Below are 21406 nucleotides of genomic sequence, written 5' to 3' on the forward strand. Positions count from 1 at the left end.
ACCCTTATTTATGTTCGAACATATTGTGGGTGAAGCTAAGGCTCGTCGGAATGGGCGCGTTGATGGTTTCCATTATTCGCTCATACTCAGTGTGACAAATTCGCCACTCGCCGTCGCTAAACCGATAATGGTCGCTGTATATCGCAGTACCGAACAGCATCCAATTTTGTTCTTGGTTAAAGACTAAATCCTGCAAATACCATTTTCCGATGGCGGTTGTTGCGCCGCATAGCTCTATTTCTGGGTGATGACAGTTGTGCATGGTAAGCACTTTGGCTGAGTCCATATGCCCCTTTAGACCACTGATCAATTGTGCGCGGTCATCAAAGCTGTATTTACCACCGTCGTAGCGAGCGCTGCAATCTGGCGTCAGGGTTGTTTCGAGCAGCTCCCAGTCGTGGGTGTCCACGGCACGCAGATAGGTGTACTTCAGCTTTTTTATGGCCTCTAGCGCGAGCAGGGTGTCTAGTGCTTGTTGGCTCATTGGCGGCGATCCTTTTTGGTTTATTATTTTGTTGAGTACTGGGCTCTAGCTAGCACCAGTACTTTTGTATGATCTAGTTTAAGGCCAGCCAAATATCCACAACATGGTCTGAACGGATGAAGCTTGGGGAAGGAATACGTTGGTGCCTATATTTGGAGGTGTCGTAGAATTTGCTAAATGGGTTGCCGCAATCAAGACCAATATTCGGCAAGTGTTCCAGCTAGCGATTTGGTTTTTTGTTAAGCTGTGCAGCGATTTTAATTTTCGGAGTAATTTGGATGCGCATTATTACGGCGAATACCAACGGTATTCGGTCTGCAGGGCGTAAAGGTTTTTTTGAATGGTTGGCTAAGCAGGATGCGGACGTTGTTTGTATTCAAGAAACCAAGGCCCAACGTGACCAGCTAGAAGACCCACTGTATCACCCAGAGGGCTATACAACGGTATACAGCGATGCCATAAAAAAAGGTTATAGCGGGACGGCAATGTACTGCAAAAAGCCACCGAACAGCGTGACGACATCCTTGGGTTGGGATCCGGCTGACAGTGAAGGGCGCTATATACGTGCTGACTACGACAAAGTCAGTGTTATTTCTATGTATTTACCCTCTGGTTCTAGCGGTGATGAAGCTCAGGCTAAAAAAGATGCGTTTTTAGATAAAATTTACCCGCATTTTCTTGAGCTAAAGGAAGCCGGTCGAGAGTTGGTGATTTGTGCGGATTGGAATATCTGCCATAAAGAAATCGATCTCAAAAACTGGAAGGGCAATGTTAAAAACTCCGGTTTTCTTCCCCATGAAAGAGCATGGTTAGACAAGCTTTATGATGAGGCAGGCTTCGTTGACGCCTTTAGAGAGATCAATCAAGACGCGGTGTACACATGGTGGTCTAACCGGGGACAAGCGTACGCGAATAATGTGGGATGGCGTTTAGACTACCAAGTTATCACTCCAAATTTGGTGGCGGGAATACGCAGCGCTAGCGTGTATACCGAGGAACGATTTTCAGATCATGCTCCGTTCATCATGGACTATGATTGCTCGCTTTGATTTAGCCGCTTGTGTACTATTGCAGGCGTATTTTAGTGCTGTGGCAAACGCCTACGGCGTTGGTTTTTGAATTTGAGTAAGGACGTGTAATGAGTTTTTTCATTTCTGAGGCGCATGCCCAAACTGCTGGTGCGGGTGCCCCTCCGGGCGGTGAATTGTTCCAGATTGGTTTTCTGGTACTGATGTTTGCTTTGTTTTACTTTATTGCTATTCGTCCACAGCGCAAGCGTCAGAAAGAGCATGCTGCAATGGTCTCTGCCTTAAGCAAAGGCGATGAGGTCGTTACGACCAGTGGTATTCTAGGTAAGGTTACTAAGCTTGATGACGATTATGTGGTCGTTAGTGTGACTGACAACGTTGAGTTGAAGTTTCAGCGTTCGTCTATTCATGCAGTATTGCCTAAGGGAACATTAAAGGCGATATAACGATAGCGCGCTTTGCAATATTGCGGAGCGCGATTCTTTAACAGGTGGCAAGATGCCTGATACGCTTAATAACGCAATACTCTCTGTTTCTTGTGCCTCGGGCATCACAGTTCCTCGGTTGAAACTAGCCCAACTTCCCACGCCATTACAGCCCCTCGATCGTCTAAGTGAACAGCTTGGCGGGCCTAGAATCTGGGTGAAACGCGACGATCTGACGGGCAGTGTACTGTCTGGCAATAAAGTCAGAAAACTCGAATTTAATTTGGCGCAAGCCTTGGCAGCGGGCTGTGACACCATTATTAGCTGTGGCGGCGTTCAGTCTAACCATTGCCGAGCTACGGCGCTGCTCTGTGCGCAGCTGGGTCTGAAATGCCATCTCGTACTGCGCGGATCAGAACCTGATATTGCCGATGGCAACCTCCTATTAGATCGTCTTGCCGGTGCAGAGATTAGTTTTTATCCGGCTGCTCAGTATCAGCGCGAATTAGACAACATCCTCCAATCACTCCAAACCCAATACCATCAACAAACTCGTAAGGCGTTTATTATTCCAACCGGCGCCTCGGACGCAATTGGGGTCTGGGGCTATGTCGAAGCCTGTGCCGAGCTTAAACATGACTTTGCTCAACACGATATTTCTCCGCGACATATTATTTGCGCGACAGGGTCAGGCGGTACTCAGGCGGGTTTGAGCGTCGGCGTACAGCGCTACGGTATCGACGCGCAGGTATGGGGCGTGAATGTATGTGATGACGAGGCGTGGTTTTTGAATAAAGTTAACCGTGATCTAAATGATTGGGAGCAGCGCTACCAAACTGGCATAAACCTTGATTCCGTATCGGTGAAGGTGATTGATGGCTATGTTGGTGCCGGCTACGCGCAGGCGGGCCCAGAGATATTTAATTGCATGGCCGACGTGGCCCGTTTAGAGGGTTTGGTTTTAGATCCTGTTTATACTGGCAAAGCGTTTTACGGCATGCTCGATCAGCATAAAAAAGGGCTATTTGGCGACGCTGGCAATATTGTATTTGTGCATACCGGCGGCGTGTTTGGGGTATTTCCCCAGCGAGAACAATTCAATTTTTGAATATTAATGTTGGTAACTTCAACGAATAGAGACCTAAGCATAAGGTAGCAAGCGAGCCAAGTTGATTTTTAACGCTGCATTGGCAAGCGCAGTAGTTATGCTGAGGTTTCGAATAAAAGGACGTCAAATGGAGCAAATATCAGCCATAGTTAGCGCGGTGAACGGCGTGGTATGGGGGCCGTTAATGCTGGTGCTTATACTCGGTACTGGCGCGTATTTGATGATTGGTCTTAGGTTAATGCCTTTGTTCAATATTGGTGCAGCTTTTCGTTTGCTGTTGCAAGGGCGAAAGGGCAGCGGTGACCACGGTGAGATAAGCCCGTTTCAGGCTTTAATGACGTCATTAAGCGCGACTATTGGCACTGGCAACATCGCCGGCGTCGCGACGGCCATCGCCTTAGGTGGTCCTGGTGCCTTATTCTGGATGTGGTGTACTGCCCTAGTTGGTATGGCTACAAAATATGCAGAAGCGGTCTGTGCCGTGCACTATCGTGAAAAAGATTCGCAGGGAAATTTCAGTGGCGGCCCGATGTATTACATCAAAAATGGCTTAGGCCCACGTTGGCGTTGGTTAGGTGCGTGCTTTGCCTTATTTGGTGCAATGGCTGGCTTTGGGATTGGTAATACGGTGCAAGCAAACTCGGTAGCCGATGCTATGCAGGGCGCGTTTGGCGTACCAATTTGGATTAGCGCGGTGGTGATGTTTGTTGGGGTGGCCTCGGTTATTCTCGGCGGCGTAAAACGTGTTGCCAGCGTTGCCGGATTTTTAGTCCCCATTATGGCCGTGAGCTACCTAGCTGTTGGCCTAGTTATTTTACTAATGAACCTCAGCGCACTGCCTGCAATTTTGAGTTTGGTGATAGACTCGGCTTTTAACGGAACAGCGGCTGTTGGTGGCTTTGCCGGTGCAGGAATTGCGGCAGCTATCCGCTTTGGTGTTGCTCGCGGTGTATTTTCTAATGAAGCGGGTTTGGGAAGTGCGCCGATAGCCCATGCCGCTGCAAAAACGAACAATCCGGTTCGGCAGGGCATGATTGCGATGCTGGGCACCTTTATCGATACTATTTTGGTCTGTTCGGTAACGGGCTTTGTCATATTGCTGTCTGGTGCATGGCAGACCGGCGAAAGCGGGGCGGCCTTGTCTACCATGGCGTTTGAATCACAAATCCCCGGTGGTCATTATATTGTCGCGCTTGGTTTGGCGACCTTTGCCTTCACTACGATGTTGGGTTGGTCTTATTACAGTGAGCGTTGCGTGGTCTACTTTTTTGGCGCCCGTGGTGTTATGCCGTTTCGTATTGCTTGGGTATTAGCTATTCCTTTGGGGGCGATGGCGAATCTCGGTTTTATTTGGTTGTTGGCAGATACCTTAAATGCCTTAATGGCGATACCGAATTTAATTGCCTTAATCCTACTGAGTCCGGTGGTATTTCAGTTAACGAAAAGCCAGCTGGCGTCTGCCAAAGCAAATTCTTGAGTGATTATCTTTTTGGTTCTAGCGCGGCCCCGTGATTGCGGGGCTTTTTTGTATTAGTTTGGTAGATAAAATCGTTCGACCCGCTGCGTAATGCGGGTAAATAATTCGTAGCTGATAGTATTGCAGTGCTGGCCAACTTCCGCAGCGCTGAGCTTGTCACCCCAAAGCGTGGCGGTGTCGCCGGCTTTAACGTGTGGTAAATGGCTAACGTCGACGGTGAGCAAATCCATCGACACTCTACCAGCTAATACTGCCCGCTGATCATTGATGAGCACCGGTGTACCGTCGAGTGCTTGGCGGGGGTAACCATCGGCATAGCCTGCGGCAATAGTGGCGATGCGCGCTTTGCGTGTTGCCCTCCAGCGGCGGTTGTAGCCCACGCCTTCGCCAAGCTCTATATCTCGCACCGCGAGCACCTTAGCCTTAAAGCTCATAACCGCCTGTAAAGATTGATTCGATGGAAGTGTACACGTGGGGTCATCACCGTAAAGCATGATGCCTGGCCTAACCCAGTTAAGATGGGTTGAGGGGTGGGCAATGATTGCTGCGGAGTTGGCCATGCTAAGCGGTACATCGCCGAGTGAGCTGCTTAGTGCAGTCAGTGTTTGATATTGTGCTTGGGTGATGGATGCATCGGCGGTTTCTGCATCGCTAAAATGACTCATGTGATGTATCGCAGCGATATGCCCTTGAGTGCTAAGTAAATGATGGGCTTCCGTAAAGTCTGCGGGGCTCATTCCTAAGCGATTCATCCCCGTGTTCATTTTCAGCCACACCGTAACTGACTTGGATAGTGTGGTGTTTGCCAGCAATCTTGCGGTGTCGATGTCGTGGATAACGAGATCCAAACGGTGGGCAGCGCAGTCGCGCAGTAGTGCCTCGTTAATCTCGGTGCCCAATAGTAAAATCCGGTCTTGAGGTCGTACACTGCGTAGGCTGAAGGCCTCGCTAGGGCGGGCGACCGCAAAGCCATCGACAATATCGTGTAATTGCTCGGCGACCCATTCTGCACCGTGGCCATAGCCATTGGCTTTTACCATCGCTAATATAGCTGCGTGTGGCGCTAGGCGGCGTACCGTGTTGGCATTGTGGCGCAGTGCCTTACTATTTAACTCAACCCATGTTGTTTTATGCATAATTTCCAACTCAATTCATTGCTGAATTCTAGCGGGCTTGCAGCGGTGAGAACAGCGCGCAATGTTGTTGTATGTTGGTTTTTACTGTTTAGTAGCTTGGTCAGTGCTGATTGTGGGGGGGGGTTATTTCCCGCGCCATCTTCAGAATTACTTTTTCCGCGCTCCAAATTTCCAGTACCTAGCCTCCAAGAGCCCCCGAGTCCAGAGTGTAAATACGGGAATATTGATTTAGCACAGTGGCACTTTTGGGGTGTTGCACCGGTCGTTGCTGACATTGAAAAAGCATATTACTACGCATTAAAAACGGTACTAAATGATCGTTGGCCCTATGATTTGGCGCTGCTGCATGCCGCTTTTGTGATTAAAGGCCTTGATCGAAGTTTTAGTGTAAGTGAAGCGGTCAGACGTTTTAATAGAGAGATCACGAGTGCTAGTCCGCTGCGGCGTGATAAAGCATTAGCAGTACTCAATCAGCTCAGTGAATTTTCGCCTCGCCTCACGACAGTCGAGGGTGAGGTGTTTGCTGACGTGGGGCTAAGCCAAGCGGTGGTGATAAAACCTAGTCCTGCTTTACAAATGTCTACCAAAGGAGATAAGCGTCAAATTTTGGTCACGGATCACGACGGTGTGCCAAATATATATTGGACAAAGACGCGCTCGGCAGAAGCTCCTAAACAAAATTCGATGATATTTCAGCGCTACCCAATTAGCGGCGCAAACGGCGTTAAGGATACCCGTCAGCAAATATGGCGAGCACCGAGCGATATGCCGGTGAGCGGTGTATTACTAAGCCGATTGATACGCGCTGACGGTAGTCCCTACGAATCGAATTGCACTGCGACCTTAATTGCTCCGCAGTGGCTGATATCGGCATCGCACTGTTTGTTTACGCCAGAGGGGAGCGATCGTGTGGCGTCGGTGAATTTTATTCCTTACTCAGAAGCTCAAGTTGGTGCTGATCCGCAAAAGATCGCTGTCGCCGGCGTGTGGCGGCATAAAGATCATAGTGCCACCGATCAATATAACGGCGAAGTCGGGCGCTATAGTGGTTCAGATATCGCCATTTTCAAATTGAAAAAGCCGCTTAACTTAGCAGTTGTCCCGGTCTTGGCGACACCGCATTCAGCTAATTCCTGGGTTGATAGCCTAGCCTATCCAAATGACAAGCCGGCGAATACGCTGTGGGCATCCCGTTGTCGCGGTAATTTATGGCTTAAAGGCGGAGGGCAGCTTAGCGACTTATATACACTGGACTGCTTTAGCTACGCCGGTCAAAGTGGTGCGGCTATCACTCAAAACAATGCCGGGAAACAGCAAATTATCGGCGTGTTATCGTCGCGGGTTTATAATGAGTCGATCAATCAACCCATATTCGCAGCTTTAAATTCTCGTCTTATTTCTAATATTCAAACTTTGTTAGCAGGGCGTAGCACGGGATTGTTTGTCGCCATGCCGATATTACCGTCAGCAAGCCTTGCTGAGGCAAGCCCTTAATTTGTAAAGGGCTGTTGTCTTGTTCCGGCCATATTGTATAGTGAGCTTGTCCCGTCATGAAGTGAGCTTATGCCCAAAGGATTTGAAAATAAATTAGTTGTCGCCATTTCATCCAGAGCTTTATTTAATTTGGATGAAAGCCATCGGGTTTACGAGTCAGAAGGCCTTAACGCCTATCAAAAATACCAAATTGACCACGAGAACGAGATCCTAGAGCCGGGGGAGGCCTTCGGCATTGTTGAGCGCCTGCTGCAGCTTAATGATTATCTTGATGATGCGCGGGTTGAGGTGATTCTATTATCACGTAATTCCGCCGATACTGGGCTGCGGGTGTTTAACTCTATTGAGCATTACGGTTTGAGCATTAGTCGTGCAGCATTTAGCGGCGGTGAAAGCCCTTATCGCTATGTGTCAGCATTTGGCTGCCATTTATTCCTGTCAACCAACGCGGAAGATGTACGCCGTGCACTTGATAACGGTGTGGCGGCGGCGACCTTATTGCCCCGCTCTAAAAAATCCCAATCCTTAAGTAAGCGGGAATTGCGTTTTGCCTTTGATGGCGATGCGGTGATTTTCTCCGACGAAGCAGAGCAGGTCTTTAAGCGAGATGGTTTGGAGGCTTTTACTGCAAGCGAAGTTGCGGCGGCAAATACGCCGCTGAGCGGCGGGCCATTTAAAAATTTCCTCTCAGCCTTAAACGCTTTGCAGAGTGAGTTGTCTGACGATGATCCGCCAATTCGAATCGCCTTGGTAACGGCGCGCTCGGCTCCAACGCATAAGCGGGTAATTCAAACGCTGCGGAATTGGAATATCCGTATTGATGAATCGCTGTTTTTGGGCGGGTTGGAAAAAGGGGAGTTTTTGGCGGCCTACGGTGCAGATGTGTTTTTTGATGATCAGCCAGGTCATTGTGCATCGGCGAGTGAACATGTTTCTACTGGGCATGTCCCACATGGTATCGCCAATAGAGTTGACGACTGATCTTAAGGGTATGCCAGTACTTGGTGTGGTCAATAAAGATAAGAAAAATCTGACGCGAGACTTTCGCGGGCACGTTTGATTTCAGGAGTTACATCAGGATGAAACTGCAGCAGTTGCGCTATATTTGGGAAGTTGCGCACCATGAAATGAACGTGTCCGCGACCGCTCAAAGCTTGTTTACGTCGCAGCCTGGTATTAGCAAGCAAATTCGAATGTTGGAAGACGAGCTGGGAGTGGAGATTTTTGCCCGTAACGGCAAGCATCTAACACGGATTACCCCCGCTGGCGAAGCAATTTTAAAAACGGCCGGCGAAATTCTCTACAAAACCGAAAGCATTAAGCACATTGCACAAGAGTTCAAAAATCCCAAAAAAGGCAGCTTGTCGATTGCAACGACACACACTCAAGCGCGCTATGCCTTACCCAGCGTTATTAAAACCTTTATTGACCGCTACCCTGAAGTGTCGCTGCACATGCATCAAGGTACGCCTATGCAAATTTCTGAGCTGGCGGCAAATTTTGAAGTGGATTTTGCGATAGCCACCGAAGCACTAGAGCTGTTCAGTGACCTGATTATGATGCCTTGCTATCGTTGGAACCGAACAATTCTGGTGCCTAAGGGCCACCCTTTAACAGAAATAAATAATCTGCGAATTGAAGATGTTGCCCCGTTTCCGATAGTGACCTATGTGTTTGGGTTTACGGGGCGCTCAAAACTGGATGAAGCCTTTCTTAATAAGGGGCTTGAACCAAAAGTGGTGTTTACCGCCACCGATGCTGACGTAATTAAAACCTATGTTCGTCTGGGCTTGGGCATCGGGATTGTGGCCGAAATGGCCTACGACCCGGTGGCTGATGCCGATTTGGTGGCGCTCAATGCCAGCCATTTATTTGAACCTAGCGTGACCAAAGTTGGCTTTCGGCGCGGTACCTATATGCGCAAATTCATGTACGATTTTGTTGAGCTGTTTGCACCTCATTTAACGGCAGATCTCGTCGATAAGGCCTACCAGTGCCAGAGTAAAAACGATCTTGAGGCCCTGTTTGCTGATATTGAATTGCCGATGTATTGAGGGTGCGTCGGAAGTCTGGTGTTGGACGTCTGACGCTAGACCTCCGACCTCCGACTTGCCCCTCGGCATTGCTTTATTCACCCCAAGCCGTTAGATTGACGCGGTTTTTTAAGTGCTTTGCGTAAATTAATTTATTTTAGGAGTAATGTTGTGGAAATCGCCTGTCTTGATTTGGAAGGGGTATTGATCCCAGAAATTTGGATCGATTTTGCCGAGCGCACCGGTATTGAGGCCCTTAAGGCGACCACCCGTGATATTCCCGACTACGACGTTCTTATGCAGCAACGCCTGCGCTTATTGCACGAAAATGGTTTGGGTCTGCCAGATATTCAAGAAGTGATTGCCGATATGTCACCAATGGAAGGCGCGCGTGAGTTTTTAGATTGGTTGCGCGAGCGTTTTCAAGTCATTATTTTGTCAGACACATTCTATGAATTTGCCGCACCGTTGATGAAGCAATTGGGCTGGCCAACACTGTTATGCCATAAGTTGGAAACGGATAGCCTTGGTAAAGTGGTCGATTACCGAATTCGCCAGGTCAACCCAAAGCGTCAATCAGTATTAGCGCTGAAAACCCTGTACTACCGTATTATCGCCGCTGGTGATTCATACAACGACACCACCATGCTGGCGGAAGCGGATGCAGGTATTCTGTTTAAAGCGCCGGATAATGTGATTCGTGAATTTCCGCAATTCCCTGCGGTACATGATTACGAAGCGCTGAAATTAGAATTTATTAAGGCGTCAAATCGTAATTTAAGCCTGTAAAAGTCGATTATAAATCGGCAAGCGCCTGTAGGAGCTTGCCGATTTTTGTTTCAGTTTCGGTAAACTCCTCGTCGACATCTGAGTCGGCAACAATGCCTCCCCCAGCCCAGCCGCTAATCTGATTGTCTGCACAGACAAAGCTACGAATAGTGATATTGCTGTCCATTTTTCCGCTGCCGCCCAGATAGAAAATACTGCCGCAATACACACCGCGCTGATGCGGTTCTATCTCGCGAATGATCTCCATCGCCCGCTGCTTAGGGGCGCCGGTAATGGAGCCGCCGGGAAAACAGTTCAGCAATGCCTTAAACGGCGAGCAATCTGCGCGTAATTGTCCTGATACTGTGCTAACCAAATGATGTACTGTGCGAAAACTCTGTAATTCACAGAGCTGTTCCGTGCGCACGGTTGAGGCCTGACAACTTTTGCTAAAGTCATTACGTAGTAAATCCACAATCATCACGTTCTCGGCGCGATTCTTTGCACTACTTTGAAGGGCGGTGGCCAAGGCGGCGTCTTTTTGCGGGTCTGAATCGCGGGCAGCGGTCCCTTTAATCGGTTGGGTTTGCAGTTGGCCCTTGTCTGCAGACAGTAAACGCTCGGGTGAAAAACTCAGTATTTGGCTGTCGCCCAAGTCGATATAGGCAGAGAAGGGCGCGGCGGCGGTTTCCCGCAGTTGTTGATATGCCTGCCAGGTGTCGCCTTGGTAGTGCGCAGTAAATGCGCGCGTGAGGTTGATTTGGTAGCAGTCGCCGGCGCGAATATAGTCTTGCACTCGCGCGAAGGCGTCTTGGTATTGGCTGCGATTTAGCGAGGTGCTGAACTCACTGCCAAGGGTAAAACGAACGTCGATGTTTTCTGCCGGTGCAGCGCGAAGGAATTCTTGTATGCGTATTAGGGTGGGTTCGCTAACGCTGGCTTGGGCGACTAATTCGCAGCGCTCACGTTGGTGGTCCACCACAATGGCCCAGGGGTAAATGCCAGCGTAAAAGTCGGGTGTCGCTGAACTGTCACTGCTGTCTTGGTGCTTGCTTCCGACAAGAGCGGTTTCGCCAAGTGCGTAGCTTAAAAAACCAATGGCGCCACCACAAAAGGGCAGCTCGTCGCTATGAATATACTCATCACTTAGTGCTTGCAGGCGTTGCGCTGTATTAATTAAGAATGTATCAATGTCTTTGTAGTTATTTGTTTTTAAAGAAATAATCTCATCTGGTTCGGCGCAGATAATGTCGAAGCGACCATGCTCACTGAAGGGTGCGGCGCTGTCTAAAAAAACTGGAAAGGGTAGGTGTTTCAGATTTGCAAAGAGGGCGCAACTGTCGCGAAGATACNGTAAAGATATGCGACGAAGGCTGGCCATGGGATGTTGCTCGGTGGTCGATCAAACGCTACTAGTAGATGGCGATTTTACGTGCTATGAGGCTGAAAAATCTAGTGTTTTATCTGATTAGGCTATGCTTCTGAGGGGGCGTTTGGATTGACAGAGAGGCCCATTCCCAGTAATGTTAGCCGCCGCTTTGAGAAACACCAAGCCGTCATCGCACCACACAGAACGGTTATTCTCATTCATCCGCAGTTCAATATGTCAGCTGGCGTAATGCCCCTTTGATTAATAAGCAGTGACAGAGATCGAAGAATCTCACTCTGGCTAACACATCAAGGTGTCAACGCTTGCGGTATGAGCGCGGGTTACCCATAAATGAAATGCAGCTGGAACTGACAGGCATGACAAAAATAGCTACGACGATACCCTCACTGGAAAACCCCTTCGAGACGAAAGCAGAACTCGAATTCACCGTCCCTGGACAAATCGATTACGATCCCGGCTTATATGAAGCCGCTCTTCAAGCTGGTTATGACCTGCAACAACGGCCCCGTAAAATGGCCGGTGTAAAAGGTATTCAAAAGCAGCACGAAAAGAAGCGAATGACCATTTGGGAAAGGATAGACGTACTGGCAGACGCTGGCACCGAAGCTAAAATCCTTTACCAAAACTGGGGTAAAAATTTAGATGGCGCGTCTTTAGTAACCGCCATTGTTAAAGTAAATGGCCGCGATGTGGCCATGTACGGCCACGACTTTACCGTGCGCGCCGGCTCTATGGACGCGACCAACGGTAGCAAACTGGCTAATTTGTTTAAACTTGCGGGCAAGCTTGGTATTCCGCTAGTCGGCATGAATGACTCGGCGGGTGCGTACATTCCTGCTGGCGTGGGCGGGCTAGATGGCTACGCTGAAGCGTTTACCGCGCTACGTCATATCAACGGTGTTGTGCCGTCGATTATGTGCATGTTCGGCTACAACGCAGGCGGTGGTTCTTATTTGCCGCGTCAGGGCTCGTTTGTTATTCAGCCTAATGACACCTTCTTTGGTTTGACCGGCCCAGGTGTTGTTAAAACGGTACTCGGCGAAGACGTGACCGCCGATGAACTTGGCGGCCCCAGCGTTCACTCTAAATCTGGTGTAACCGATTTTGTGGTGCCAGACGAAGTGGCTGCACTGCGCAAAGTAAAAGAGCTATTGAATTACCTGCCAAATAACAGTGCTGAAGCGCCAGCGTTTCAGCCAACTTCTGATCCAATCAAACGTAAAACGTGGGATATCGACCTGTTATTGAAGAAGGCCTTCAATAGCCCGACTGGTTTTAACACCCCGTTTGATATCAGCATTATTATTCAGCAGATGTGTGACCACGGCGATTTCTTTGAAATTCAGCCTGAGCGCGCGCGTAACACGGTCTGTGCACTTGGTCGTATGGGCGGCAATGTGGTTGGTTTTGTTGCCAATAACTCAGCGGTTGCCTCTGGGCAGATCGACATTGACGCCGCTTATAAAAACGCACGTTTTATTCGTTTTTGTAATGTGTACAACATTCCCGTTATCTTTATGGAAGACACCACGGGTTTCTTACCAGGTAAAGAGCAAGAAGCGGGCGGTATCGTTCAAGCTGGCCGTGCCATGCTAGATGCGATTATTGATCTTCGCACCCCGCGCTTCCTGATGATTGTTCGCAACGCCTTTGGTGGCGCTTATGCGGCATTCAATAACTACCCTACGGGTGCAGATTTTGTCTGCGCATTACCCACCACGCGTTTAGCGGTAATGGGCCCAGCAGGGGTTGAGTACGTTTACAAAGATGAAGTTCGTAAAATTCGCACCTCGGTGAAACCAAAAATTGCTGAATTGACGGCGCAAAACCTGAAAGCCGGTATGCCTGAGTCTGAGTCTGTCACTGCGGCAAAAGAAGCCGTAGCGGCATGGCAGAAGCAGGAAGAGCTATTGCTCACTCAGCGCTATGAACGCGAACTGATGAATCCGAATGAAGCACTAAGCCTGGGATCAATATCCCAGATCGTCATGCCCTCTGACCTGCGCAAGGTATTGGGTGAACAACTGGAACTGCACCTCAAGGCTTATAAGCCTGAGCCTATGGGCGGTATGCAACGGGAATTCCATTAATTTCCGAGGTAACTGCCGATGTTCCGTAATTCATTGAGTCAAGACGATTCGCTAACGAGGTTATTCGACGTGCAAGCAAGCAATAATTACTACTTAAACAATCCGATGGTGCATAAGGACCGTCAGCTCGCCAAATCTAACACAGCATGGACTAGAAGTTTCGCCTGTAATGATTTGAAACCATTGATAATTTGCCGTGGCCCAATCCGTAAGGAAGCCATGGATGTTTTCGACGAAATGGGTATTACTCACTACGGTATTTTGCTGTCTGAAAAAGACTCAATTACCTATACCAATGCTTTGGCGCCAGAGCTGCGCACCTTGACTGATCCTGACCGCGTTCATCGCGTACCGGATTACAGCGGTGCCACCAAAGAAGAGCGTATTCGCCGCATTCAGCAAATTATTAGTATTGCTTATGACAATGGTTACAACGCGATTTTTGCGGGTTACGGCTTTATGTCGGAAGACGCCGAAATGGTGGAGTCCATGGAGAAAGCCGGACTGAATTTCATTGGACCGTGCTCTTTCACCCAAAAATCTGCTGGTATGAAAGACCAGGCAAAACGTACCGCATTGGAAACTGGGGTATCCGTTACGCCCGGTGTCAACAACGCAACTAGCTTGGCCTTGTTCGCTAAATACGGCGTAGATGGCCTTGAGAAATGCGCTAAGGACAATAAGCTGAGCGTTGACTTCTCTGCGTGCAAAGATGCAGAAGAAAAAGCCTTGGTATTGTTAGCTGCTTCTTACGCAGCGGGCATTGATATTATTAATGCTGCTGATATTGGCCTTGCTCTGCAAGTTGAAGCCAAGCGTATGTTGGCTGAAAAGCCGAACAACCGTTTCCGCCTCAAAGCAATTGCCGGTGGCGGTGGTAAAGGTCAGCGTATTTTGCAATCTGCGAACTCTTATGAGGGCGCAACGGTTGAAGAGAAAGTAGAAAAAGCCGCAGCCAAAGTGCCGTCATTGGTACAAGAGTGTCTGATCGAGCTGAAAACCAACGGCGTGGGCGATAACAAAAACGTTCTCATCGAAATGAATATCGACACCACTCGCCACCAAGAAATTCAGGTGGTGGGTAACGGTGAATGGTGCATGACGATGGGCGGCCGTGACTGCTCATTACAAATGCACGAGCAAAAATTGCTAGAAGTGTCTGTTACCGAAGAAGAGTTGGAAGCGGCCATTGCTACGGCGGAAGCCGCCGGCAGTAAAGATGAGGCCGAGCAGCTTAAGAAAGACTTGGTGATTTTACAGCGCATGGAGCAAGAAGGCGCGGTATTCGGCGAAGCGGTAAAGCTGGATTCTTTGGGCACCTTTGAATGTATTGTCGACGGTGACTCGCATTACTTCATGGAAATGAATACCCGTATTCAGGTTGAACACCGTGTTACTGAACTGTGCTACAAGCTCAAGTTCACCAATCCCGATGATTCAGGCGATTACTTTATCGCGGAAAGCTTAGTTGAAGTGATGGTGTTACTGGCGCGGCACGGCAAAAACTTGCCTAAGCCAACCCGTATTCTGCGTGAGAAAACCTCGGTAGAAGCGCGTATGAACGCCACTAACCAAGCTCTGCAGCCACATGCAGGCGGTGTTATTGAAAACTGGTCTAATGCGATTCCCGGTGAGATCCGCGACGACCAAGGTATTTCTACCCACAACCCTGACACCGACGTGTTCATGAAATACCACCTTGCCGGTGCGTATGACTCGAACATTGCGCTATTGCTGACTACTGGCGAAACCCGTCTGAGCAGTTACCAACGTCTGGCAGAAATACTGCGTCGCACTGAATTGCGCGGTAAAGATCTGGCAACCAACCTAGAATTCCACTATGGCTTGGTGCATTGGTTTATTGGTAATGGTATTAACGCACGTCCTTCAACACGCTTTATCGTTCCTTATTTGACGGCTGTTGGCTTACTGAAAGAACAGTCGAATCAAATTGATTTGGACGTCGCCTACGCAGAAATTCGTCAGCGCTATGTAAGCGAAGCGGGCGATAACGTCGCAGCGTGGACTGCAGCACTAGATGCCAAAAAATTGCTGATGATTCGCCCGCTGGAACGTTTGTTCGCAGAACCGCACTATATGGCGGGCTGGCTGAGCATGAACAAAAATAGCCTGAGTATTATCGACGGTAAGATCAAGTGGGCCGTTAACCCGATTGAGCTGCTGGACAAGCTATACCACTACCTGAATATGGATTTTGAAACAGGCAAACCCGCCCGTTACATGATCTGGGATCACGATAACGAGACCCTGAGCGCCGCAGTTAGCTTCTACAAAACTTTAAACGAGAAAGTAGACGCGGCAGACTTCCCAGCACTTGAAACATTACTTGCTTCTGACAAAGCACCAAAAGGCTTCAGTGCTGATGAGTGGTCTGCTGTGCGCAGCGCCCACGCTGGCTATTTCGCAGGTAGTGAAGTGTTGTCAGTCTTGGCTTATATAGCGGATAAAACTGGTTTCTGTGAGCTGAGTGTGAATGCAGATTTAAGCATCACTATTCCAGATCGCTTAACGGATGAAGCTTTGCAGAAGCGTATGGCTAAAGTGCTGGTGCCACCACCAGCGGCGAAGTCAGATGAAGTATTGGCAGCCAGCGGCGGTATGTTCTATCCCCGTGAAGCGCCAGGTATGGATGTATTCGTTAATGTCGGCGACCATTTTGAAGCGGGCGATACGCTGTATATTGTTGAAGTCATGAAGATGTTCAACAAAGTGGTGGCCCCGTTTGCTGGTACTATCGATAAAGTCTTGGTTGAAGGCGATGGCGTGATCATTAAGAAAGGTCAGCCTCTGTTTAAAATCATCCCTGACGAGAAAATTGTCGTGGAATCCCCTGAGGAAATTGCTGAAGCCCGTCGTGCTAAAACCATCGAGTTTTTAGCGACACTGAAGTAATGGCATAGGCCGGCAGTACTCGTGCTGTCGGTCTTTTAGATATTTAGGAGTATTCAGATGATTACCGGACTTGATCACATTGCAGTTGCCGTTCCTGACCTAGAGAAAGCCATCAAGCGCTTTTTAGAGGATTTTGGCCTGACTTACGAAGGCACCGAAGAAGTCGAAACCGCAAAAACGTCAACGGCGTTTTTCCCGCTTAAATCGACTAGCATTGAGCTAGTAAGCCCATTGCGCGGCGAAGGCCCAATTGCGAAATACCTTGAGAAAAAGCCTGGCGGTTTACATCATCTTTGTTTTAGCACCGATGATATTGTTGCCGACGTTGCTCGCCTAAAAGCATTGGGCTACCAATTCCTTAGCGATGCTCCATCGTTGGGTGCACATAATTGCCAAGTTATCTTTATTCATCCTAAATCTTGCGACGGCGTACTTATAGAGTTAAGCCAACCAGGAGATGATCACCACTAGTATAGATAGATGCCGCGCATCGGTGGTGATGCATCTAAGCGGCACATTCACGTATTACAAGGGAACGTCCCAATCGGTCACTCCCTAAACACTGACCCTCATGAAAACAGACAGGTACAAGTATGGCTGATTACAAAGCTCCCGAGACTTCCGTAGACGAGTGGAAAGCAATGGCGAATAAAACCCTCGCCAAAGGCAACCAGACGCTTGATGATTTAGTTTGGCATACCCCCGAAGGCATAGACGTTAAGCCTTTGTACACTAAGGAAGACGTTCAGGATCTGCCGTATACCAATACTTTACCCGGTGTTGAGCCCTTTATTCGTGGCCCACAGCCGACTATGTATGCTGGCCGTCCTTGGACAATTCGCCAGTACGCTGGATTTTCTACGGCAGAAGAGTCTAATGCCTTCTACCGCAAAGCATTGGCTGCCGGTGGACAAGGTGTATCGGTTGCCTTCGACTTAGCGACTCACCGTGGTTATGACTCCGATCATCCTCGTGTTACTGGCGACGTGGGTAAAGCCGGTGTAGCGATTGATTCTGTTGAAGACATGAAGGTGCTGTTCAACGAAATTCCGCTGGATAAAGTCTCTGTTTCCATGACCATGAACGGTGCTGTATTGCCGGTTTTGGCTGGTTATATTGTCGCTGCTGAAGAGCAGGGCGTGGGCCAAGATCAGTTGTCTGGCACCATTCAGAACGACATTCTTAAAGAATTCATGGTGCGTAATACCTATATTTACCCACCACTGCCTTCAATGAAAATTATCGGCGACATCATCGCATACGCGTCTGACAATATGCCGAAATTCAATACCATTTCTATTTCTGGCTACCATATTCAGGAAGCGGGCGCCGACGCCGCGCTTGAGCTGGCTTACACCCTAGCAGACGGTAAAGAATATATTCGCACGGCAATTGCCGCCGGTTTAGACATCGACAAATTTGCTGGTCGCCTGTCTTTCTTCTGGGGCATTGGCATGAATTTCTATATGGAAATCGCCAAAATGCGCGCCGCTCGTTTGCTGTGGTCGAAAATTGTTAGCGAGTTCGAACCGAAAAGCTCGCGCTCTAAAATGCTACGTACCCACAGCCAAACCTCTGGCTGGTCGCTGACTGAGCAAGACCCATATAACAATATTGTGCGTACCACCATCGAAGCGATGGCGGCGGTTTTCGGTGGCACCCAGTCACTGCACACCAATGCACTAGACGAAGCGATCGCACTGCCAACGCAGTTCTCGTCACGTATCGCTCGTAATACCCAGCTTATTATCCAAGAAGAAACCGGCATCACCAAGGTGGTTGATCCTTGGGGCGGTTCTTACATGATGGAATCGTTAACTAAAGATATCGCCGACCGCGCTTGGGAATTAATCCAAGAAGTGGAAGAAAAAGGCGGCATGGCTAAAGCGATCGAAACCGGTCTGCCTAAGCTGCGTATCGAAGAATCTGCGGCGCGTAAACAAGCTCGTATCGACCGTGGCGAAGACGTGATCGTCGGCGTTAACAAATACACCTTGGCCGAAGAAGACGATGTTGAAGTATTAGATATCGATAACAACGCCGTGCGTGAATCTCAGGTTGCTGCGCTGGCTAAAATACGCGCCTCGCGCGACGAAGCCGCTGTTGAAGATGCGCTAGAAGCTATTTACCAGTGCGCCTGTGGCGGTGAAGGCAACTTGCTAGATCTAGCCGTGAAAGCTACTCGTTTGCGCGCCACTGTTGGGGAGATTTCTTTCGCTATGGAACGTGAATTCGGTCGCTTTAATGCACAGTCGCAAACTGTGTCTGGTGTTTACGGCAGCGCCTACCAAGACGATGAAAACTGGCAGGGCATCACTAAAGATATCGAAGACTTCGCTGAAAAGCATGGTCGTCGTCCACGGATGCTAGTGTGCAAAATGGGGCAAGACGGCCATGATCGCGGCGCCAAAGTTATTGCTACGGCTTTCGCTGACGTAGGTTTTGATATCGATTTGTCGCCGATGTTCTCAACCCCCGAAGAAGTCGCCAAGCAAGCCGTTGAAAACGACGTGCATGTAGTGGGTGTATCTTCACAGGCGGCGGGTCATAAAACACTGATTCCTGAGCTTATTGCCGAGCTGAAGAAAGTCGGTGCAGACGACATTATCGTTATCGCTGGCGGCGTTATTCCTCGCCAAGACTACGACTTCCTGTACGCTGCGGGCGTAAAGGGTATCTTTGGTCCCGGCACTAAAATCCCACTTGCCGCGCGCGGTGTGTTGGATGCGGTGAACGAGGCGTATAAGGGCTAGGTAGCGGGTCTGATGTCAGGGGTCGGAAGTCGGACGTGCGGCTCTTACCTCCGACGTCAGACACCCGACCTCTAGCGTTTTAATTATGGCTATTGATACTGAAGCATTAAAAAACGGCAACTCCCGCGCACTGGCCAAGGCCATCACCTTGGTCGAGAGCAAGCGCGTTGAGCACCGTACTGAAGCTCAATTATTACTGGAGCAACTTCTTCCCCATACCGGTAATAGCATCCGTATTGGTATTACCGGTATTCCCGGCGTCGGTAAATCTACTTTTATTGAAGCCTTTGGTCTGTATTTACTGACCCAAGGTAAACGCGTTGCGGTATTGGCGGTTGATCCTAGCTCACCTATTGCAGGCGGTTCTATTTTGGGTGACAAAACCCGTATGGAACTACTGTCACGCAGTAAAGATGCCTTTATCCGTCCTTCACCATCCGAAGGCTCACTGGGTGGTGTCGCGCAAAAAACCCGCGAAACGATGTTGCTCTGTGAAGCCGCGGGCTACGATGTCATTCTGGTGGAAACCGTCGGTGTAGGGCAGTCGGAATACGAAGTCGCCAGCATGGTCGATTTCTTTATGGTGCTGATGCTGCCCAATGCCGGTGATGAATTACAGGGCATTAAAAAGGGCATTATCGAACTTGCCGATGCCTTGGTGATTAACAAGGCCGATGGCGAAAGCATCAATCTTGCTCAACAAACCCGTCGCCATTACGAGAATGCCTTGCACCTTTTACGTCAGAATACCTTCTGGACGCCTCAGGTGATGAGCTGTTCGGCTTTGAAGAACGAAAATATCGAAGCGATCTGGGGCATGATCAGCGGCTTTAAAATTGACGCCACTAAGAATGGCGCCTTGCAGGAAAAGCGTTCGCGCCAAGCCCGCGAGTGGATGAAAAAGCTGCTCCATGAAATGCTCGATATGAAGTTAAAGTTAAACCCCGAAGTAAAAGTATTGCTACCAGAACTGAATCAAAAGGTTACTGATGGCGAAACCACGCCGTACCTCGCGGCATCGCGGTTGATTAATATTTTATTTAAACCGGAAGCCTAAATCGTATGAATGGTGAGGCGCTAGATAACTTCATTGCCAAGTACCTGCCGACGGCGCAACACATGCAAATCAGTGTTGAGAGCTACGACGGCAGTAGCTTGCGTTTGCATGCGCCTCTGGCTCCGAGCATTAACGACAAGCTAACCGCCTTTGGTGGCAGTATTTATGTTGTCGCGGTGATGGCCTGCTGGGGCATGGTGTATATGCGCTGTGTGGATTACGGTCTAGACCCCGATATTGTGGTTGCCGAGGCGTCCATCGAATACCTCAAACCTGTTACTGGCNATATTGTTGCTAGCTCGTTGGTGAGTAATGTAAAAAACTGGGACAACTTTTTTCATCGTTTTGAGGAGCGAGGCAAAGCCAAGATTGATCTCAGTTCTGAGATCATCGTTAACGGCGAGGTCGCCGTTCGCTTTAAAGGGCTATATGCCATTATTGGTGTTAAGTAGTTTAGCTTCGAAAACATTACTCATTATTTCTCGAAAATTGCCGGACTCACACGTAAAACCTATTAGGCCTTACGTGTGCTGCTTATTTCGTCAATCCGTACGCTATTGCTAAAATGTCCATTTAGCGCGTAGACCATATTTACGTGGTGCGGCGAGTGTACGTCCGGGGCCAAAGTCTAAATTTACGGCGCTAGAGTAATAACGTTCATCGCTCAGGTTTTCGCCGTAGAGTGTAATTTGTAAGCCGTAAGGCTCGTAAAAATAACCAATACGCGCGCCAATTAAATAGTATTTTGGCTGCTCGACCAGCGACGTATTCTGCGCGCTGAAATAATAACCAGTGTTGTAGTAGGCATCCGCCGCGAGCTCAAGGTTACCCCAGTCGTTAGGTAGCGGAAGATACTGCAAAACTGTCGCTGAGGCTGTCCAGTCTGGCGCGTTAACGATATCGTTTCCAGAGAAATCCCGCGCCGGTAAGCCGACGGCATCGGGACCAAAGGGAAGCCCCGTACCTTCATCAAAACCACGACCTTCAGCGTAGTTGCTGTACTTGGCATCTAGGTAGGTTGCGCCGGCGATTACCGCGAGGCCTGGATTAAGATTCGGCATTGGCTGCGCTTGCACGCTTAGCTCGGCTCCTTTGATGGTGCCGTCTCCGCCGTTATAAAAATTGACGGCGCCGCCAGATGCTAATGAGGTGATGGCGGTGATAATGTCTTCGCGTTCGGTATAGAACACGGCGCCTTCCAGAGATAGTGTGTTATCGAGCCAGCTACCTTTGAAACCTATCTCGTATGC

The 21406-nt window shown here is 49.1% G+C and carries 18 protein-coding genes; 14 read left to right on the top strand and 4 right to left on the bottom strand.

The features are described from left to right. Positions 1 to 4 precede the first annotated feature (4 nt). Entirely contained in the window at positions 5 to 484 is a 480-nt protein-coding gene (locus tag GVJ32_RS11895) for a nuclear transport factor 2 family protein (RefSeq protein WP_159240307.1), read from the bottom strand. Between the two features lie 278 nt (positions 485 to 762). On the opposite strand from GVJ32_RS11895, the gene GVJ32_RS11900 reads away from it, so the two are divergent. The 4 genes from GVJ32_RS11900 to GVJ32_RS11915 all read left to right on the top strand — a co-directional run bounded on the left by GVJ32_RS11900 (position 763) and on the right by GVJ32_RS11915 (position 4522). Continuing rightward, the gene (locus GVJ32_RS11900; protein ID WP_159240308.1) at positions 763 to 1533 is read left to right on the top strand and encodes an exodeoxyribonuclease III; all 771 of its coding nucleotides are present in this window, start codon (positions 763 to 765) and stop codon (positions 1531 to 1533) included. 89 nt (positions 1534 to 1622) lie between these two features. Further along, positions 1623 to 1958, top strand: a complete 336-nt coding sequence (gene yajC, locus GVJ32_RS11905; RefSeq protein ID WP_159240309.1) for a preprotein translocase subunit YajC — start codon at positions 1623 to 1625, stop codon at positions 1956 to 1958. Between the two features lie 52 nt (positions 1959 to 2010). Further along, positions 2011 to 3045 carry a 1-aminocyclopropane-1-carboxylate deaminase/D-cysteine desulfhydrase gene (locus GVJ32_RS11910; RefSeq protein WP_159240310.1) on the top strand — a complete coding sequence of 345 codons (1035 nt, stop codon included), beginning with the start codon at positions 2011 to 2013 and terminating at the stop codon, positions 3043 to 3045. A 127-nt stretch (positions 3046 to 3172) separates the two neighbouring features. Next, positions 3173 to 4522, top strand: coding sequence for an alanine/glycine:cation symporter family protein (locus tag GVJ32_RS11915; protein WP_159240311.1), 1350 nt, complete (start codon positions 3173 to 3175; stop codon positions 4520 to 4522). A gap of 53 nt (positions 4523 to 4575) precedes the next feature. Here GVJ32_RS11915 and alr read toward each other — a convergent pair whose 3' ends face one another. Further along, positions 4576 to 5658, bottom strand: coding sequence for an alanine racemase (gene alr, locus GVJ32_RS11920; RefSeq protein WP_159240312.1), 1083 nt, complete (start codon positions 5656 to 5658; stop codon positions 4576 to 4578). Here alr and GVJ32_RS11925 point away from each other — a divergent pair. The 4 genes from GVJ32_RS11925 (at position 5653) to thrH (ending at position 9974) form a co-directional block, all read left to right on the top strand. Next, positions 5653 to 7152 (top strand): trypsin-like serine peptidase, encoded by a 1500-nt coding sequence (locus GVJ32_RS11925; protein WP_159240313.1) that lies wholly within the window; start codon positions 5653 to 5655, stop codon positions 7150 to 7152. The genes alr and GVJ32_RS11925 overlap by 6 nt on opposite strands. Before the next feature lie 69 nt (positions 7153 to 7221). Beyond that, positions 7222 to 8133 (top strand): 5'-nucleotidase, encoded by a 912-nt coding sequence (locus tag GVJ32_RS11930; RefSeq protein ID WP_159240314.1) that lies wholly within the window; start codon positions 7222 to 7224, stop codon positions 8131 to 8133. Between the two features lie 98 nt (positions 8134 to 8231). Beyond that, positions 8232 to 9206 carry an HTH-type transcriptional regulator CysB gene (gene cysB, locus GVJ32_RS11935; RefSeq protein ID WP_159240315.1) on the top strand — a complete coding sequence of 325 codons (975 nt, stop codon included), beginning with the start codon at positions 8232 to 8234 and terminating at the stop codon, positions 9204 to 9206. Positions 9207 to 9356: 150 nt separating this feature from the next. Next, positions 9357 to 9974: a bifunctional phosphoserine phosphatase/homoserine phosphotransferase ThrH gene (gene thrH / locus GVJ32_RS11940; protein WP_103683438.1), complete on the top strand. Its 618-nt coding sequence runs from the start codon at positions 9357 to 9359 to the stop codon at positions 9972 to 9974. Between the two features lie 7 nt (positions 9975 to 9981). Here the strand turns inward: thrH and pabB are convergent, their stop codons facing one another. Then, positions 9982 to 11334: an aminodeoxychorismate synthase component I gene (gene pabB / locus GVJ32_RS11945; RefSeq protein WP_159240316.1), complete on the bottom strand. Its 1353-nt coding sequence runs from the start codon at positions 11332 to 11334 to the stop codon at positions 9982 to 9984. Between the two features lie 365 nt (positions 11335 to 11699). Between pabB and GVJ32_RS11950 the strand changes: the two genes are divergently transcribed. The 6 genes from GVJ32_RS11950 (at position 11700) to GVJ32_RS11975 (ending at position 20608) form a co-directional block, all read left to right on the top strand. Next, positions 11700 to 13433, top strand: coding sequence for an acyl-CoA carboxylase subunit beta (locus tag GVJ32_RS11950; RefSeq protein ID WP_159240317.1), 1734 nt, complete (start codon positions 11700 to 11702; stop codon positions 13431 to 13433). An 18-nt stretch (positions 13434 to 13451) separates the two neighbouring features. Continuing rightward, positions 13452 to 16346 (top strand): biotin/lipoyl-containing protein, encoded by a 2895-nt coding sequence (locus tag GVJ32_RS11955; protein ID WP_235035120.1) that lies wholly within the window; start codon positions 13452 to 13454, stop codon positions 16344 to 16346. A gap of 57 nt (positions 16347 to 16403) precedes the next feature. Continuing rightward, a complete protein-coding gene (mce, locus tag GVJ32_RS11960) occupies positions 16404 to 16817 on the top strand; it encodes a methylmalonyl-CoA epimerase (RefSeq protein WP_159240318.1) in 414 nt (137 codons plus the stop codon). 122 nt (positions 16818 to 16939) lie between these two features. Continuing rightward, on the top strand, positions 16940 to 19099 hold the full coding sequence (gene scpA, locus GVJ32_RS11965; protein WP_159240319.1) for a methylmalonyl-CoA mutase: 2160 nt from the start codon (positions 16940 to 16942) through the stop codon (positions 19097 to 19099). 85 nt (positions 19100 to 19184) lie between these two features. Continuing rightward, the gene (gene meaB, locus GVJ32_RS11970; protein WP_159240320.1) at positions 19185 to 20156 is read left to right on the top strand and encodes a methylmalonyl Co-A mutase-associated GTPase MeaB; all 972 of its coding nucleotides are present in this window, start codon (positions 19185 to 19187) and stop codon (positions 20154 to 20156) included. 5 nt (positions 20157 to 20161) lie between these two features. Further along, positions 20162 to 20608 carry a YiiD C-terminal domain-containing protein gene (locus tag GVJ32_RS11975; protein ID WP_159240321.1) on the top strand — a complete coding sequence of 149 codons (447 nt, stop codon included), beginning with the start codon at positions 20162 to 20164 and terminating at the stop codon, positions 20606 to 20608. Positions 20609 to 20716: 108 nt separating this feature from the next. Here GVJ32_RS11975 and GVJ32_RS11980 read toward each other — a convergent pair. Further along, positions 20717 to 21406 (bottom strand): TonB-dependent receptor domain-containing protein (locus tag GVJ32_RS11980; protein ID WP_159240322.1); only part of this gene is annotated, 690 nt, incomplete at its 5' end.

The sequence above is a fragment of the Zhongshania aliphaticivorans genome (genome assembly GCF_902705855.1).
Taxonomy (GTDB): Bacteria; Pseudomonadota; Gammaproteobacteria; order Pseudomonadales; family Spongiibacteraceae; genus Spongiibacter; species Spongiibacter aliphaticivorans_B.